General features: G+C 47.5%; 10 protein-coding genes. 8 read left to right on the forward strand and 2 right to left on the reverse strand.

The window, feature by feature from the left end; translation table 11 throughout:
* Nucleotides 1-26: 26 nt before the first annotated feature.
* The 5 genes from A8C56_RS04010 to A8C56_RS04030 all read left to right on the forward strand — a co-directional run bounded on the left by A8C56_RS04010 (nucleotide 27) and on the right by A8C56_RS04030 (nucleotide 12,628).
* Nucleotides 27-3,209 (forward strand): SusC/RagA family TonB-linked outer membrane protein, encoded by a 3,183-nt coding sequence (locus A8C56_RS04010; RefSeq protein ID WP_067752381.1) that lies wholly within the window; start codon nucleotides 27-29, stop codon nucleotides 3,207-3,209.
* Nucleotides 3,210-3,225: 16 nt separating this feature from the next.
* A complete protein-coding gene (locus A8C56_RS04015; protein ID WP_067761570.1) occupies nucleotides 3,226-5,088 on the forward strand; it encodes a RagB/SusD family nutrient uptake outer membrane protein in 1,863 nt (620 codons plus the stop codon).
* 65 nt (nucleotides 5,089-5,153) lie between these two features.
* Nucleotides 5,154-6,788 carry a pectate lyase family protein gene (locus A8C56_RS04020; RefSeq protein ID WP_067752384.1) on the forward strand — a complete coding sequence of 545 codons (1,635 nt, stop codon included), beginning with the start codon at nucleotides 5,154-5,156 and terminating at the stop codon, nucleotides 6,786-6,788.
* A 629-nt stretch (nucleotides 6,789-7,417) separates the two neighbouring features.
* Nucleotides 7,418-9,079, forward strand: coding sequence for a polysaccharide lyase (locus tag A8C56_RS04025; RefSeq protein WP_067752387.1), 1,662 nt, complete (start codon nucleotides 7,418-7,420; stop codon nucleotides 9,077-9,079).
* Nucleotides 9,080-9,523: 444 nt separating this feature from the next.
* A complete protein-coding gene (locus tag A8C56_RS04030) occupies nucleotides 9,524-12,628 on the forward strand; it encodes a DUF6298 domain-containing protein (RefSeq protein ID WP_067761572.1) in 3,105 nt (1,034 codons plus the stop codon).
* 157 nt (nucleotides 12,629-12,785) lie between these two features.
* Here A8C56_RS04030 and A8C56_RS04035 read toward each other — a convergent pair whose 3' ends face one another.
* On the reverse strand, nucleotides 12,786-13,007 hold the full coding sequence (locus tag A8C56_RS04035) for a hypothetical protein (protein ID WP_067752390.1): 222 nt from the start codon (nucleotides 13,005-13,007) through the stop codon (nucleotides 12,786-12,788).
* A gap of 36 nt (nucleotides 13,008-13,043) precedes the next feature.
* Complete coding sequence (locus tag A8C56_RS04040) at nucleotides 13,044-13,223, reverse strand: hypothetical protein (protein WP_084489999.1); 180 nt, start codon at nucleotides 13,221-13,223, stop codon at nucleotides 13,044-13,046.
* Between the two features lies 1 nt (nucleotide 13,224).
* Between A8C56_RS04040 and A8C56_RS04045 the strand changes: the two genes are divergently transcribed.
* From A8C56_RS04045 to A8C56_RS04055, 3 genes are all read left to right on the forward strand, one after another.
* Complete coding sequence (locus tag A8C56_RS04045) at nucleotides 13,225-15,744, forward strand: L-rhamnose mutarotase (RefSeq protein ID WP_084490001.1); 2,520 nt, start codon at nucleotides 13,225-13,227, stop codon at nucleotides 15,742-15,744.
* Between the two features lie 47 nt (nucleotides 15,745-15,791).
* A complete protein-coding gene (locus A8C56_RS04050) occupies nucleotides 15,792-16,868 on the forward strand; it encodes a Gfo/Idh/MocA family protein (protein ID WP_067752399.1) in 1,077 nt (358 codons plus the stop codon).
* A gap of 227 nt (nucleotides 16,869-17,095) precedes the next feature.
* Nucleotides 17,096-18,670 (forward strand): sodium:solute symporter family transporter, encoded by a 1,575-nt coding sequence (locus tag A8C56_RS04055; protein ID WP_067752402.1) that lies wholly within the window; start codon nucleotides 17,096-17,098, stop codon nucleotides 18,668-18,670.
* Nucleotides 18,671-18,706: the final 36 nt, after the last annotated feature.

An 18,706-nucleotide genomic window follows, 5' to 3' on the forward strand; every position in this document is an offset into this window, starting at 1 on the left:
AGCAAATCATAAATAATACGAGCCATATGTTTTATAAGACAATTCTAAAAATGATGTGCCTGCTAATGTGCGCCTGCTGGGGCTTACATGCGGCAGCACAAACCAAAACAATTTCGGGCCAGGCAGTGGATGATTCCACCGGTGAGGCCGTTGCAGGGGTTACCATTAAAGTAAAGAACGGCCCTCAGTCAGCAGTTACCAACGGGCAGGGGATCTTTACCATGAACATCCCTGTTTCCGGTGCTACGCTCCAGTACTCTCATGTTGGATATGAATACGGGGAAATAAAAGCTAGCCCGTCAGAAAATATCAGAATAACGCTGCACAAACTCGATAACAAACTGAATGAAGTAGTAGTAATTGGGTATGGTGCTCAAAAGAAATCGCACTTAACAGGGGCAGTGGGTACTGTTAATATGCAAAGCATAGAAGACATTCCTGCAGGGAATCTTACTGAAGCTTTGCGCGGTCAGATTCCGGGAGTTAGCGTTTCCGGGGGATACAGCCGGCCTGGTCAGCCGGCAACTATTAGTATCCGGAACCCCCTCTATTTCTCAAAGGACGGAGGTTCACAGGATCCGCTATATGTTATTGATGATGTGATCCGAACAAAAAATGATTTTGATCTGCTGGATGTGTCTGAAATTGAAAATATCAGTGTTTTAAAAGATGCAGCTGCTGCAATCTATGGTATATTAGGTTCCAACGGTGTAATCATTGTTAAAACAAAAAGAGGACGCCCGGGCAGAACCAGTATTAATTACAGCAGCAGTTATGGAATTTCCAATGCAACCTCGATGCCAAAGATGCTGAACGCCTATCAGCAGGCGCAGTACATGAATGCCTACCTGGGCGGACAGTATGATTTTGATACAGCTACCCTGAATGCAAATACAAATTATTATACAGCTGATGAACTCGACTATTTTAAAGATCATAGCTATAACTGGCTGGACATGGCGTTTCAGTCGGCTTTTGAAATGCGTCAGACCCTGAACCTGAGTGGCGGATCTGACCGTGCAACATATTTTGCAGGAATCAGTTATATGGATGAGAACAGTAATTTCCCGGGTTTAAGATATAAGCGCTATTCAGCCAGGGCCAGTACGGATATAAAGCTGGCTACCGGTCTTAAGCTGGCCTTGTCATTAAGTGCTAACATGTCTGACAAGAAGAATACCTACAACAAGCAGGGAGGCGAAAGCCTGGACAATGACTGGAAAACACTGGTAACGGCCTCACCGATGTTTCCTCCTGAAATTAACGGTCTGCCCATATTAATACCCAATGCGGGCACCAGCGCTAATATCAATAATTATAATTATTTTGGTGTGCATAATTCAAATAACTACACCAGCACTATTGGTAACAGCGTTAACTTCCAGGCAAATCTTTCTTATGAATTCCCCTTTATAAAAGGATTAAAAGCTTCTGTTGCATATAATAAGAATATTGCCAATACCTGGGGTAAACAATACGGCACGTACTACGATGTATATCAGTTCAATACCCTGGGAACGCACGGGCATATTCTGGATACGACCTATAATAGAAAAGTGTCCTTGAAAAACGGTGATTTTGTAAGGCTGAATCCAACAATTGTGAACAATTACCAGCTAAACGGAATGTTGAATTATAACAGGAGCTTTGGCAAGCATGATATAGGATTTCTTGCGGGGTTTGAGCAAACGGAAACATTCAGTGACGGGGTTTCCGGTATGCAGGAAGGCGTGCTGGTTGGCGGACTGGATAACATGAACTTTGCTACGGGTACACAAAGCGCCAGTGAAACGATATCAGAAACTGCCCGGCTTTCCTATTTTGGCCGTTTGGATTATGCCTATGCCAATAAATATCTTTTACAGGCCCAGTTGAGAGCAGATGCAAGCCCGAATTTTGCACCGGAGTATCGCTGGGGATATTTCCCATCAGCTTCAGCAGGGTGGGTGATCTCTGCAGAACCTTTCTTCAGTGGTTTAAAGCAGACTGTCAATTTTTTAAAGATCAGGGGCTCGATCGGGTTTATGGGTATTGACAATACAAAACCTTATAACTGGTTAAGGAGCTATTCTATTCAAACCGGTAAGGCGGCTGTTTTTGGAGGAAATAACGACAGGGGGCTGGCCGTGGTTACCAATCAGGAAATTGCCAACTATGCTGTCCGTTGGGATGATCAGAATAAATATGATATAGGTCTGGACGCAAGTTTTTTGCGTAACCGTTTAAGCGCTACATTGGATTGGTACCTGAATTATAGCTATAATATGTTAGCCGGGCTCACAGCATCTCCTTCATTTTTGATCGGATCGGCATTGCCATCTGAAAATTACGGGAAAGCAAAAGTATACGGAGTGGAAGCCGCCCTGTCCTGGAAAGATAACATCGGCAAGAACTGGCGGTATGAAATAGGGCTCAATACAGGATGGAATGATAACAGGGTGCTGGTGAGGGATGTGGCTTCCGGGATTGTGGGCACAGAGGATGATCCCACAGGAAAGCCCACAGATATCGGTTATTGGGGATATAAATATCTGGGCATGTTCCGTTCCCAGGCAGATATTGACGCCTATGTTGCCAAATATAATATTACTAAAATGCTGGGCTATACACCTGACAGGCTGAGACCGGGAATGTTGTATTTTGAAGATGTGAGGGGACCGCTCGATGTTACAACCGGTAAATATGCACCGCCGGATGGTGTAATAGACGCTAACGATGAGATCCAGTTGAAGAAAAGGGCAGATAACCGTTACGGGTTTACACTAAATGCAGGCATCAGCTATAAATCTGTCAGCTTAAAGGTACAGGCAAGCGCTAACTGGGGTGGTATTAATGCGGTAGAATCTGCCGCTACAAAAGTGGGAAAGGCAACTTATATTAACCGGCCGGCTTTCTGGTCCGATGTATGGACCCCGGATAATCCTGATGCGAAATATCCGAACCCTTATTTCTCTTCTACTTACGATATCCCTACCGACTTCTGGTGGCGCAGCTCTACCCAGATCAGGATTTCAATGATCAATTTAAGCTATACGTTGCCTTCTAATCTGATCCGGAAAATTGGTTTGACCAATGCAAGAATATTTTATGTAGCAACCAATCCCATTAATCTGTATAATCCGTATGATTATAAAGATAATTATTCGGGTTCATTTGATGCGTTCCCTGTATTGAGGACCTCAAGTTTGGGTATTAGTATTGGTTTATAATTTTAAAATAACAAATATGAAATATAAAATTCTATATTCAATCTTGGTTATTGCAACACTTGCCGGAACTTCCTGTAACAAGGTGTTGGACAAATCGGATTTGTCCAAACTGACCCCCGATTATTTATTTGCAGACTCTAACCTGGTGCAGCTGAACCTGGATAATATTTATGATAATAACCTGCCTTTGTGGGGAGGACAAAACACCGGCAGCGGCCTGAGTGGCGTGCAGGGACAGCTTTCTGAAGAAACATCCGCTTCCAATAGCATCATGTATGGAACAATGAGCTACGGAATGGATGAGCCCGGAGATTTTGGAACGGCATTAAATTCGAACAGTACGCAACCCAATACCAACTGGGGCAAAATAAGGCAGCTGAACACATTTATAACTTCTTTGGAAGCCAGTTCCCTGCCGGAATACACAAAAAATAAATTCAAAGCCCAGGCACTCTTTTTTCGTGCATTCCGTTATTGGGATCTTGTACGGATCTACGGAGGGGTGCCGCTTGTTCTAACACCTTTGGATGGGGTAGGAGATGCTGCGAGAGAAGCAGCCCTGCTTCCCCGGAACTCAACTGCTGAATGTTTTGCCCAGATCGTAAAAGACCTGGATACCGCGATCATGTTCCTGCCGGGCAAATGGGCATCAAATACAGACTGGGGCAGGATCACCAGCGGTGCTGCTGCTGCTTTTAAAGGAAGGGTATTGTTATATTATGCCAGCCCAATGTTTAATCCTGATGATCTTCAGGATCGGTGGCAAAAAGCTTATGAAGCAAATTTACAGGCAAAGACAATGCTGGATGCAAACGGTTTTGGGCTAAACAGTAATTATAAAACAATGTGGTTTACGGAAGTGGGTAATCCTGAAGCGGTAATGGTAACAGGATATAATACCTCAACGGCTGATCAGGGCAAAAAGAATAACGGCTGGGATAAATCCTGCCGGCCCCAGTATTTATTGGGCAGTGGCTCCAATGCACCCACCTGGGAACTGGTAAGTGCTTACCCAATGAAAGATGGAAAAATGCCGGGCGTCTCAGCAAAATATCCTTATTATGACACTTTGTTCTATAAAAACAGGGATCCCCGTTTTGATGCAACTATTGCTTATAATGGCTGTACCTGGCCGCTGGATGGCAATGCCAATTATAAACTGTGGACCTATTATAAAACAAGTACTTCATCTACAGAAAAAAATGCGTCGAATACAGGTTTTTATTGCAGAAAGGCGGTTTCAGAAGGCACTTTTCCCGGAGGAGATCCTACATACAGTGGAACAGACTGGATGGAAATACGCTATGCGGAAGTATTGCTGAACCTGGCAGAAAGCGCTGTAGGAGCAGGAAAAATAGGTGAAGGCGATGAAGGGTATACGGGACTTATAGCAGTAAGAAAACGGGCAGGGATTGAAGCAGGGGATGATAACCTGTATGGTTTGCAGGCTGGTATGACGCGCGCGCAGTTGTTTAATGCCATTTTGTTTGAGCGTAGAATAGAGTTTGCTTTTGAAGGAAAGCGCTTCTGGGATATGTACCGATGGAAAAGGAATACAGATCTGAATGGCTGGTATAGAAACAGGTTGAGAATTGTTCTGAAAACAGGTACGGGTATACCTACTGAGGCAGACCTCACAAATGCATCGGGATCTTCCTACCGGGATGTTCAGGATCTGGACAATATGATGGCGAATTATTTTACGGTGATCAGGAATGATAATCATGATGCCAGCAACTCGGTCACAAAGCTGGACGGTCAGCCAATCAATTTTCAGACCCAGTATTATTTCTTCCCGATCCCTCAGAAGGCAATCCTGAATGATCCGAAATTGGTTCAGAACAACAACTGGGGCGGTTCTTTTGACCCATTAAAATAACCGGCATCTTACCGTAACTAAACCAACACAATACTGACCATAAGATAGAATAAATAAAAATGAGTATGATAAAGAATTTAAAGACTGGAATATTGTTGTTTTGTTTTGGTTGGTGCGGTACGGCAGCCGCTCAGTACCCGAAAATTCCGCAGGAAGACCAGGCCAGGGCAAAAGCGTTGCTGGAGGCTGCGCAAAGGCATTCAGATTCCATGTGGGCTATTGCTTATCCGATCATTCAGAAAGAAGCCCGGGAAGGAAGGCCCTATATTCCCTGGGCTTCGCGTTATGATGAACTGCCGCATGCCGACATTCCGGCGTTTCCCGGAGCCGAAGGGGGCGGTAAATTTGTAAGAGGCGGCCGTGGCGGCAGGGTGATCGTGGTAACCAATTTGAACGATGACGGCCCGGGCAGTTTCCGTTGGGCCTGTGAGCAGGGAGGCGCCAGGGTGGTAGTGTTCAATGTAGCCGGAATTATTCACCTGAAATCACCCGTTATTGTAAGAGCTCCTTACATCACCATTGCCGGGCAAACGGCACCGGGCGATGGTATTTGCATTGCCGGGGAAACGGTGTGGATCAATACCCATGATGTCATCATTCGCTATATGCGCTTCCGCCGCGGTGAAACCTGGGTGGGAAGAAGGGATGATGCCATTGGTGGCAACCCGGTGGGCAACATTATGATCGATCATGTTTCCGCTACCTGGGGATTGGATGAGAACATGAGCATGTACCGTCATATGTATAATGATAGTACCGGTAAAATAGAAGATAAGTTCGGAACAGTGAACATTACTATCCAGAACTCGATCTTCGGTGAATCGCTGGATACCTGGAACCACGCCTTTGGCAGTACCCTTGGTGGAGAGAACTGCAGCTTTATGCGGAACCTCTGGGCCGATAACACAGGCCGGAACCCTTCTGTGGGCTGGAACGGCATTTTTAACTTCGTGAACAATGTGGTGTTCAACTGGGTGCACCGTTCTATTGACGGCGGCGACTACCGGGCGCAGTTCAACATTATCAATAATTATTTTAAACCAGGGCCTGCTACACCTAAGGATAATAATGTAGGGCACCGGATCTTAAAACCCGAAAGCGGCCGCAGCAAATTAAAATATAAAGTATATGGCCGTGCTTATGTAAACGGTAATATAATGGAAGGCTATCCTGAAATTACCAGGAACAACTGGAACGGCGGGGTGCAGGTAGAAGAAGAGAAGGATGCAGGCAGGTACACGGATTACATCAGGCAATCAAAGCCCTTAATAATGCCGGAACTGACCATCCTGGACGCACAGCAGGCAAAAGCCTTTGTACTGGCTAATGCCGGCGCCACATTGCCCCGGCGGGATGCTGTAGATGCACGGATCGTGAAACAGGTGGAAACCGGTAAAATTAATAACGTGCCCACCTGCCCGTTGCCCAAAACCCAGTTTGAGCACAGGCGTTTACCGATCGATTCCTATAAAATAGGGATCATTACCGATCCCTGCCAGGCCGGTGGATACCCTGAGTATAAAGGCACACCCTACAGGGACTCGGATAGTGATGGTATGCCGGATGATTATGAAAGGAAATCAGGATTGAATCCCAATGATGCATCCGATGCGCAAACAATTACAAAGAACGGCTACAGCAATATTGAGAACTATCTGAACAGCGTAGTGAATGTTAGGAATGTAGTACCTGTAAAGTAACAGGAATGAAGGGAACGTAATGACGCACAATAATTGCAAATTGGATCATTGAATGATAAATAATAAATAGGCAATAGAACGTTGTTATGCTGAGTCTTCAATTTGTTCACACCAAATCATCCGAAAATTCGGATGTAGCAATGACGACCTTTTCTACCGTCATGCTGAGTTTTTTATTTGTGTTACAAAAACAATGTGGCAATGACAAATCTTCCTATCGTCATCCTGAGCGCAATCCCGAAAGCCCTCGGGATGGAGCCGAAGGATCTCTCAATCATCGGACACTTCTATATTACAGCGATGCTTCGACTACGCTGCGCTTCGCTCAGCATGACGATAAGTGTGATTGATCTTCAATGTATAAGGCAACTTGTCATTGGCAGCGTATCCGCCAACCGGCGGAGGAGCCGAAGGATCTCTCAATTATCGAATACTTCAATAATATTACAGGAATACTTTCCTGTCTGCCGCAGGCATGACGAAAGTATAATTGATCTTTAATGCATACTACAATCTGTCATTGGCAGGGGAGTGGAACGGGGCCTTGGTTCGTGCCCTCATGAACCAGTTATAAGGAATAGTACAACCAATGTTTGCAGTAACAATCATCCGGGTAAAACGAATAATTCATGAAAAAAAACAGGTTATATCTTTTAGGTTTTATCAGTCTGTTAGGTGTGCAAAAACAGGCATCGGCACAATACCCGGTTATCCCAAAGTCTGTGGAAGATTCCGCAGATGCGGTAATGGCCGGCTATCAGCAGTTATCAGATAAAGCCTGGGCAAATGCCTTGCCCATAGTGGAAGCTGAAGCAAAAAAAGGAAAACCTTATGTGCCCTGGGCCTCAAAATCATCTGATCTTATAAAAGCAGCCCTGCCTGCCTTTCCCGGGGCTGAAGGCGGCGGCGCCTGTACTCCCGGTGGCCGGGGCGGAAAAGTAGTTGTGGTTACCAACCTGAATGATGATGGTCCGGGCAGTTTCCGCTGGGCCTGTGAGCAGGGCGGCGCACGGATCATTGTTTTTAATGTAGCGGGAATCATCCGGTTGAAACGACCTGTCAGTATTCGCGCACCTTACATCACCATCATGGGGCAGAGTGCTCCGGGTGACGGCGTTTGCATAGCCGGGGAATCAGTATTGATCGATACGCATGATGTCATTATCCGTTTTATGCGTTTCAGAAGAGGCGCAACGGAAGTGACCCGCAGAGATGATGGCCTGGGAGGTAATCCTGTGGGCAATATCATCATCGATCATGTTTCTGCCAGCTGGGGGCTGGATGAGAACATGAGCATTTACCGTCATGTATACGACCGGCAGGCAAATGGCAAAGGAGAAAAGCTGCCAACTGTAAATGTAACCATCCAGAACTCCATTTTCTCGGAAGCACTGGATACCTGGAACCATGCTTTTGGCAGTACGATCGGAGGGCGCAACAGCACTTTTATGCGGAACCTTTGGGCCAATAATATTGCAAGGAACCCATCCATAGGAATGGATGGCGATTTTGGTTTTGTAAATAATGTGATCTTCAACTGGTGGAACCGCAGCGCAGATGGCGGGGACGATAAATCCTTTTTTAATTTTATTAATAATTATTATAAGCCCGGCCCCATAACACCAAAAGATAAGCCGATCGCCTGGCGTATTTTAAAGCCGGAATCGGGCAGGTCTCATAAAGATACGCTCGTATTCGGAAAGGCTTATGTAAACGGGAACATTGTAGAGGGGAATGAAAAAGTAACAAAAGATAACTGGGCCGGGGGTGTGCAGTTGGAGGATGTAAAGGATGCTGCAAAGTACCTGCAGCAGATCCGGGTGAACCGGCCGTTTCCCATGGCAGCCTTCCCGGTATTAGCGGCAAAGCAGGCATACGGCTATGTATTAAAGAATGCAGGTGCCACGCTTCCGGTAAGGGATGCAGTGGACAGGCGGGTAATAGAGGATGTAAGAACGGGGAAAATTACTTACAGCAGGGATGCCCGGCCTGCCCCTGTTTCAAAATACCTGAAGCGCCGGTTGCCGGCAGACTCTTATAAGGAGGGGATCATTTCCGATATTCAGCAGGTAGGAGGCTACCCGGAGTATAAAGGAACACCTCATAAGGATACGGATAACGACGGTATACCGGACGCTGTTGAAAAGAAGATGGGATTAGATCCGGGTAATGCATCCGATGCACCGGCAATTGCAAAAAATGGTTACAGCAATATTGAGAACTATCTGAATAGTTTGGTGCCATTGGAAACAGTTAGTCCCAAAAATGGCAGGCCATTGTCTTCGTTGTAATAGAGTTGGATACCTGTTTCAGGTTGGAATACGGAGCAACTGATAACTGATCCCGACCCCGATATCGGGACCATCGAGACTGATAGCAGCTTCTAACCTCTCAGTTCTCATCTCTGGTACCTTGGCTCGCTATCAGTGGCGTGATGAATGTCGTTCTGGGTTTTCAATTTGCGCTGCAAAAAGATAATTATTCTTTCCGCCATTCGGCAATCTAAAGGTCTGTTTGTTATCCTTAGCTGGCGGGGGCGTCGTCCGCTCTTCGGATTTCAGAAAAGTAGCAAAGGGGCAGACAGGCAGAAGCGGCCTCCGGCTGTGGAAAAGAAGATAGTGCGTTGGCAGATTGACAAAGGACGATTAAGAACAGGCTCCGGCAAGCCTGACGTTAGGATAAAAAAGTATACTGATATAACATTCGTTTTACAGAGAGTTGATAAATTAGCAATAATGAATTTTTTTTTATCGGTCTTATTCAGCCTGTTGTTTTCAGCAACTAATGCACAAAAGCCAAAGCCGGTAAAGCCGGTACCACCGGTATCGGTTGAAAAGGGAAAACTGATCTATAATGCAGACTCGGTTACGGGGGATCGTATTCCCGACTATTCTTATTGCGGGTACAGGGCTTCTGAAGAGGCCATTCCGCTGGTACCTGTAAAGGCAATGGTTCCTCTGATGCGTGGAGATGCCACTGCTGTGATCCAGACGGCAATTGATTATGTATCCCGGTTAACGCCCGGTAAAGATGGCTTCCGCGGGGCTGTGCTGTTGCAGAAAGGGAATTATGCCATAGAGGGGCAGCTGCTCATTAAAGAATCAGGAGTGGTATTAAGGGGAAGCGGTGCAGATGGTGCAACCGTGTTACAGGGAAAAGGAGTTAGCCGCGATGCCTTAATAAGAGTCGTTGGAAAAAATGATCAGCAGCCGGCACAGGAAACACGTATTGCGCAGGATTATGTGCCGGTAAATGCAGTAACGTTTACAGTAGAACAGGCAAAGGGTTTTAAAACAGGAGACCGCATCCATATCCGGCGGCCTTCTGTCAATGAATGGATCGATGTGCTGGGCACCCGCAGCTTTGGGGGTGGCCTATCGGCGCTCGGATGGAAACCCGGGGAAGCCGATCTTGTTTTTGAAAGGATCATCACAGCAATTAACGGAAATACCATTTCCATTGATGCCCCGCTGACCAATTCGCTGGACAAAAAATATGGCGGCGGAACCGTAACTGCGTTTTCATGGCCGGGCAGGATTCAGAATATCGGTATTGAAAATCTTTCCCTGGTTTCTGATTTTGATAAAAGCAACCCAAAGGATGAAGCACATCGCTGGATGGCCATTACCATGGAAAATGTTGAGGATGCCTGGGTACGCCAGGTTTCCTTTAAACATTTTGCCGGGTCTGCGGTGCATATTTTGGAATCGGCGAGACGGGTTACGGTGGAAGACTGTATTTCAACAGAGCCGGTTTCGGAAATCGGCGGTCAGCGGCGGTATACTTTTTTTACACGGGGGCAGCAAACGCTGTTCCAGCGCTGTTATGCAGCAAATGGCTATCACGATTTTTCAGTGGGGCATACAGCTGCCGGTCCTAATGCTTTTGTACAATGTTATTCTGAGCGCCCGTATAATTTTTCCGGCACCATTGATAAATGGGCTTCGGGTGTTTTATTGGATGTGGTAGTGGTGGATGGGAATGCCATCCGTTTCGGGAACCGCGGGCAGGACGGCCAGGGCGCGGGCTGGTCGGCTGCCAATAGTTTGCTCTGGAACTGCAGCGCGGCGCGCATCGATTGCTATAAACCGCCCACTGCGCAAAACTGGGCATTAGGCTCCTGGAGCCAGTTTGCCGGGGATGGTTACTGGGGCGAATCGAATAACACGTTAACGCCAAGAAGTTTTTATTATACACAATTGCAGGAGCGCCTCGGAAAGCCATCGCCCAGGCAATCCTTTATACTGGACGTGGGCACAGAAGCATCCAGCAGCCCTTCTGTTGAGGTAGCGCAGCAATTGACCAGGGAAGCAGCGCAGCCTAAAGTGCAAATGATCAGCTGGATCCGGCAGGCAGCAACGCATCATCCTATCGCTACGGATGCCAGAGGCGCAAAAATAATAGACAAGGCTGCAAAGGGGCAATGGGCACTCTATCCGCCTGCTGCCCCCATTAAGAACGGGTGGCTGGTCGGCAGGACCGGAGACCTGCTTGCCGGGAAGATACAGGAAGTGCCCTGGTGGACAGGAGGGGTAGAGGGGAAAGATCTGGAACAGGCAAAGAAGAAGCTGGCCATTACTCGCTTTGTGCCGGGGCGCGTAGGCCCCGGGCTTACGGATGATCTGAAAGAAGTGGTGGATTCCATGAAGGCCAATAATATTGTAGGGCTGAACCAGCATTATGGATTATGGTATGAGCGCCGGAGGGACGATCATGAGCGCATCCGGAGGATGGATGGGGAAGTGTGGCCGCCTTTTTATGAGCTGCCGTTTAAACGCAGCGGCATCGATACGGCCTGGGACGGGTTGAGCAAGTATGATCTTACAAAATACAATAACTGGTATTGGGATCGTATGAAGCAGTTTGCCTGGATGGCTTCGTCAGCGGGAAAGGTCCTGCTGCATCAGAATTATTTCCAGCACAATATTATAGAGGCCGGTGCGCATTATGCAGACTTTCCCTGGCGTACTGCTAATAACATCAATAACACCGGGTTAAATGAGCCGGTGAATTTTGCAGGCGATAAACGCATTTTTTATGCAGAGCAGTTCTATGATGTAAACAACCCCGTGCGCCGGAAGCTGCACCAGCAATACATCCGGCAATGCCTGGAAAATTTTAAAGACTGCGACAATGTGATCCAGTTTACCGGTGAAGAATTTACAGGGCCCCTGCATTTTGTACAATTCTGGCTGCAAACCATTAATGAGTGGGAGCAAAAGAACAGGAAGGAGATGGTTGGGTTAAGCACCACCAAAGATGTGCAGGACGCTGTTTTACAGGATCCGAAATATGCACCGGTGGTGGATGTGATCGATATCAAATACTGGTATTATCAGGCAGACGGATCTGTATATGCACCCGAAGGCGGGAAGAACCTGGCGCCGCGCCAATGGGCACGGCTGTTAAAGCCAAAGGCCAGTTCCTTTGAGCAGGTGTACCGCGCAGTAAAAGAATACCGGCTGAAATACCCTGGCAAAGTGGTACTGTACTCCGCCGATGGTGCCGATAAATTTGGCTGGGCGGTATTTATGGCCGGAGGCTCATTGCCCGTATTGCCGGCAACTGTTGATAAGGAGCTTTTAATAGCGGCAAAGGAAATGCTGCCGGTGAAAACGGATGATCCTTTTGTATTACAGGGTGCAAAAGGATGCATTGTTTATAAAGGAAAAAGCAATAAAATACAGGTCAGCCTCAACGGGCTTGCCGGGAAATTAAAACTGCGTTTTATAAGCGCTGCAACCGGCCGGGTTATAAAAACGGATGCTTATACTGCAAGCGGGGCAACAGCAAACATTGAGCTGCCGGATAATGCGTCCCTGCTGTGGATCAGCAAGTAATATGCTTTGGAAAAGTGAAATTTATCGATCCTGGTTCATAAAAATAAAACCTGCTGTTGAAGAAGATATCCTGGCAAGCAGCAGCTTCGCATCGGATGATCTGGTAAGAGCAGACTTCAGGTTGCAGTAAATAATAAGCAATAATGGCCTTGGTGCACTAAAAAATACCGCCCCCGATCATCAGCCGGAAAATACCCACCAGAATAACAATGATACTAAGGGTCTTTCCTGTGGAAGAATTACCAATGGCAGATAAGATCAATGCCAGAATGCCAAACGGGATCACCAGCCAGTACAGCCAGCCCAGCAAGGGAATAAAAGCAACAACTGCCAGCACACTGGCTATCAGGGCAAATAAGATACCGAATAGTTTCATCATGTTTGTTTTTTGTTTACAGATATAAAATTGGCACTTTTAAAAATCTTTTACCAGTGCTGATCGGTAAAGCAAACGAACCTGCCGGTAAACAGCCGGGCAGTGCCCTTTAGTAAAATCCTCCATTATAATAGTGATTACAGGCATCTGCTTTAAAATGGTTACCAGTACATTTATGCTCACGTAGTTCAATCTGAAGAACGGTAAAAATGATGCCATTGTGAAACGGTTGTGCATTGCTCTGGTTACGGGTATTTTTGCTTCGCTGGCAGGCCGGGGACAGGTCTATGTTTCCCCGGATGGAAGTGATGGAAATAATGGTACTGTAAATGCGCCGAAAGCAACACTGAATGCAGCGATACGCCAGGTGCGGGAACAAAGACGGTTACATAAGGCCAGCAACAATCATATCCTGCTTAAAGGAGGAGCTTATTATTTAAAAGAACCGGTTTCTGTAAGACCGGAAGACAACGGTACACCTTCTGATCCCCTGGTAATAGCAGCTGTTCCCGGAGAAATACCGGTGCTAAGCGGTGGCTTTCTGATAAAAGGATGGAGAAAGAATACGGCTTTGGTAAAAGGGCTGCCACAAGCGGTGCAAAACAAAGTATGGGTGGCAGCGATGCCTGTTATGGGCGCCGCTGTTCCGTTTCGCCAGTTGTGGGTCAACGGCAAAAAAGCGGTGAGGGCAAAGAGCGCTCCGGGCAATAGCATGCAGCGCATTCTGAACTGGGATAAGAAAACAGGAACGGCGATCATCCCGTTGCACCCGTTTGAAAACCTGGAAGTGACCGAAGGCCTGGAGCTATTTATACACCAGTGGTGGGAAGTGGCCAGCCTGCGCATTCGTAAACTGGAAAAAGCAGGCGACAGTTGCCGGGTCTGGTTTTATGAACCGGAAAGCCGCATTCAGAACGAACATCCCTGGCCAGCGCCCTGGCTGTCGCAGGAAACGGGCAACTCCGCTTTTTACCTGTGCAATTCGCTTTCTTTTCTGGATGAACCGGGAGAGTGGTATAACGATGCAGCCGCAGGCAAGATCTATTATTACCCGCGGGCGCAGGAAGATATGGCTACCGCAGAAACAGTACTGCCTTTTTTAGAAAATCTTTTTGTAGTAAACGGAACACCGGAACACCCGGTTGAAAATATAGTGATCAAAGGGATCCGTTTTCAGCACAGCGCCTGGAACCGTCCTTCGCAGCAGGGGCATGTGCCACACCAGGCAGGGCTGTATATGACCGATGCCTATAAACTAAGCCCGGCCGGTACCCCTGAAAAGCCATCGCTCGACAACCAGGCATGGGTGGGCCGGCCGGAAGCTGCCGTTGCCGTGTCGTATGCAAACAATATCCGTTTTGAAAATGACCGTTTTGAGCACCTGGCAGCCACCGGGCTGGATCTTAAGGTTGGCGTAAAGGCTTCGGCTGTAACCGGTAATCTTTTTAAAGATATTGGAGGCACAGGCATTCAGGGCGGTTATTTTGGTGAGAACGGCGAAGAAATACACAAACCCTATAACCCAAAAGACCAGCGTGTGGTTTGTGAAAATATTACCATTGCCAATAACCTCATTACAGATGCCGGCAATGAAGACTGGGGTTGTGTAGGCATTGGTATGGGATTTTCAAAGAATATCACCATCGAACGAAATGAAATTGAAAATGTGCCTTATTCGGGGATCAGCATGGGATGGGGCTGGACACCCGCAAAAAATATTATGGAGCACAACCGCATCCGGTTGAACAGGATCCATCATTATGGCAGAACCAATTATGATTGTGCCGGCATCTACACCCTGAGCGCACAACCGGGAACAGTAATAGAAGAAAATTATATTGACAGTATTTATAAAGCGCCTTACGCGCATTTGCCCACGCATTGGTTTTACCTGTATACGGATGAAGGCTCATCGGGTATTACGGTACGGAATAACTGGACGCCCGCTCAGAAATACCTGCAGAATAACAACGGGCCGGATAACCATTGGGAACAGAATGGCCCGCAGGTTGCAGCAGCTGTAAAGGCCAATGCCGGTTTAGAAAACAGGTACAGGGAACTGCTGAAGGAAAGAACAAGCGGACAGGTGCACCAGGAGATCAACAAACAACGAAAGGAACTGGTTGAGCTGATCAGCAATAACAAAAAGAAGATTAATATAGAAAAGCTGGAAACATGCCTGCATGATAAAAAAGTACAGCAGGAAACGATCGGGCAATGGCATGATCATACCGTGGTTTACGGCTTTATAACGGATATAAACGGGCTGCGCGGGCAATTACAAAAAGTATTCCCGGATGTAACCGTTAAAGTATACCAGGATATGGTATACGATTTTGACCGGGCAGAACGGTGCCCTGGCGCAGGTGTTGCAAAGAACTGGACGGATATCATTATGACAGCCAATCTGGTAAATGATCCGGGCAAACAACAGGAGTACCTCAGTTACCATGCCACCCAATTTGAAAAATGGCCGGAGGTTTCCAATGGGTTTTGTAAAGCCGGTTTTCAGCAGTTGCGGGTATTTAAGAACGGAAGACAGCTGATACTGGTGATCAGTATTCCCAAAGGAAAAAAACTGGAGGAGCTGAATCCGAAAACAACCGAAAATAATCCGCGGGTGAACGAATGGAATCAGCTCATGAGTGGCTACCAGGAAGGAATTGAGGGAACAAAGAAGGGCGAGACATGGGTGGAGATGAAAGCAGTAAGCAAGGGTGGAAAGATCCCGGCTCCGTAGGAGCCGCCTATTGGTGGCATTCGTAGGTTAATAATAAAAACACGAACATGTTAAATATCGGAATAGTAGGATTAGGAGAAGGCCGCAGCACGATGTCGGCCGCATTGCAAAGCAAAAAATTACAATTAAAAATGATTTGTGATGCCAGCGAAGAGTTATGTAAGCAGCGTTGCAGGGAATTCCGGTTTGCGCATTACACCACACATTATGAAGAATTATTAAATGACCCGGATATCGACATCGTGGCCATTTATACGCCGGATCATTTACATGCCCGGCATATACAGATGGCATTGCAGCATGGTAAGCACGTGGTGTGCACCAAGCCTTTCATTGATGATCTCGCAGAGGCAAAGGCATTGCTGCAATTGCAGCAGCAGACCGGGAAAAAGGTTTTTGTAGGGCAGAGCTCCCGTTTTTTTGAACCCTACAAAAGGCAGCGGGTCGATTTTGAAAAAGGTATGATCGGTGAGCTCATCACGGTGGAGAGCCATTATAACGCGGATCACCGCTGGTTTTTAAAAAAGAAATGGGCGCTGGAACGATCATTTAAATGGCTGTACGGCGGGCTGAGCCACCCGGTTGATTTTATCCGCTGGTACCTGCCGGATATTGAAGAGGTAATGGGCTATGGCATGATCAGTGCCAATGGTAAGAAAGCCGGTTTGAAAAATGAAGACACCATGCATTTTATTTTCCGGAACAAAGACGGGCGCGTGGCCCGTGTAAGCGGTGCCTATACAGGCCCGGTGCAACCCACTTACCGCGAAAGTGAGATGAGCTGCATCCTGCGTGGTACCGAAGGTGCAAGCCAGGCGGATTACCATGAGCTGCGCTATGCCATTACCAGTAAGAAAGGCGAACAGCAGCTTATTACCTGGGGCGATCAGCAGTTGAACCATTATTTCCGTTTTGAAGGCCAGACCCATCATGCCGGGGAGTACCAGAACTACCTGGAATATTTTGCAGACAGTATCAATAACAATACCGTTGCGTACCCCGATATGCGGGAAGGGATCGGAACAGTGGCATTGCTGCAGGCGATGGATCAGAGTTTGAAAACACGGCAGCCGGTGGAAGTAAGGGTATTGTTAAAAGAATATGGATTGGGGAAATTATTGTGAATGGGCAGAAGTGAATAGTGAAAAGCTCCGTAAGAGCATACTATTGGTAGTAGGGATGGAAAGGTTGTTGTGAAAAGGAAACAGGGAATGGCGAATAGGTCTCCGGCTCCGTAGGAGCAACCTGCTGGCAGACCGGGTGCTATTTGCACCACAGCACAAGCGAGCGTGGCAGGGAAGCTGACAGAAGCACTACAGCTGGGTAACGAAAAATAAATGATAACAAATCAATGAACCATCTTATTTCCAGATTACAACCGGTCGATTATGCTATTGTGGTAGTATACCTGGTAGTGCTGCTGGTCATTGGCTACCGGGCCAGCTTTGGCAAAAAAAAGAAGAAAGACGAAACCCTGTTCCTGGCCGGCAAATCGCTCAACTGGTACAATATCGGGTTCAATATGTGGGGCACCAATGTAGGCCCTTCAATGCTGCTGGCTTTTGCCAGCATCGGTTATGCCACGGGCATTGTAGCCGGGAATTTTGAATGGTATGCATTCCTGTTCCTGATGCTGCTGGCCATGGTATTTGCACCGCGGTACCTGGCCGGCAATGTAACCACCATGCCGGAATTTATGGGGCAGCGGTACGGAGAGGGCACGCGGAATATATTGGCCTGGTATGCCCTCATAAAAATATTGATCTCCTGGTTGTCGCTCGGTCTGTTTGCGGGCGGTTTCCTGGTGCGGCAGATACTGGGCATCCCCATGTGGCAGTCGGTGATCGTGCTGGTGCTGTTTGCCGCGCTGTTTGCGGTGGCGGGCGGACTCAAAGCCATCGCCCGCGTCAATGTGTTCCAGATGATCCTGCTGATCGTTGTGTCCTGCATTCTTTGCGTGCTGGGCGTTCAAAAGGTGGGTGGGCTTTCCGCATTGTTTGCAAAAACACCAGCTTCCTACTGGAGCCTGGTAAAACCCGCGCTGGATCCGGGTTATCCCTGGCCGGCCATTTTACTGGGCTACCCGGTGTCGGCAATCGCTTTTTTTTGTACGGACCAGGCCATGGTGCAATCGGTGCTGGGCGCGCGCAACCTGGAGCAGGGGCAGCTGGGCGTAAGCTTCATCGGCTGGCTGAAGATCCTTTCCATTCCCTTATTCATCATTCCCGGTATTGCCTGTTCGGTGTTGTATCCGCGGCTGGCAAGCCCGGATGAAGCTTATATGACAATGGTCACCCACCTGTTCCCTGCAGGATTAAATGGCCTGGTGATCGTGGTGCTGATCGCGGTACTGGTAGGTACCATTGGCTCATCCTTAAATGCGTTGAGTACGGTATTTACAACGGACATTTATGTAAAAAAAATAAACCCCGCTGCCTCCGGCCGGCAGATCATCAAAATAGGGCGTCTTACGGTGCTGGCGGGTTGCGGGTTCGCCATCTTAATGGCCATTGCGATCGACAGCATCAAAGGCCTTAACCTGTTTGATGTATTCCAGGCGGTGCTGGGCTTTATTGCGCCTCCGTTATCAGCCGTGTTCCTGCTGGCCGTGTTCTGGAAAAAGACAACACGCCGGGCCGTGAACTTTACGCTTTCCTGGGGCTCGGCCATCAGCCTGGGCGTCGGGGTTATTTACCTGTGGGTATTGCCGGCAAAAGAATACCATTTCTGGCCGCACTATTTGCTGTTGTCTTTTTTTATTTTCCTGCTGCTCCTGCTCATTGCCGTTCTTGTTTCAATAGCAGATCCGCACCCGGTACGTACAGTGATGGCAATACAGGAGCTGCCAAAACCCACCCGGAGGGTAAAGATTGTCTGGGGCGCCTTGTGCATTGTAATGATTGTTTTGTATATACTATTTGGTTAGCAATGATGATTAAAAAAAATAATGAACCCGGCTGTG

It is taken from the genome of Niabella ginsenosidivorans, from assembly GCF_001654455.1.
Lineage (GTDB): Bacteria > Bacteroidota > Bacteroidia > Chitinophagales > Chitinophagaceae > Niabella > Niabella ginsenosidivorans.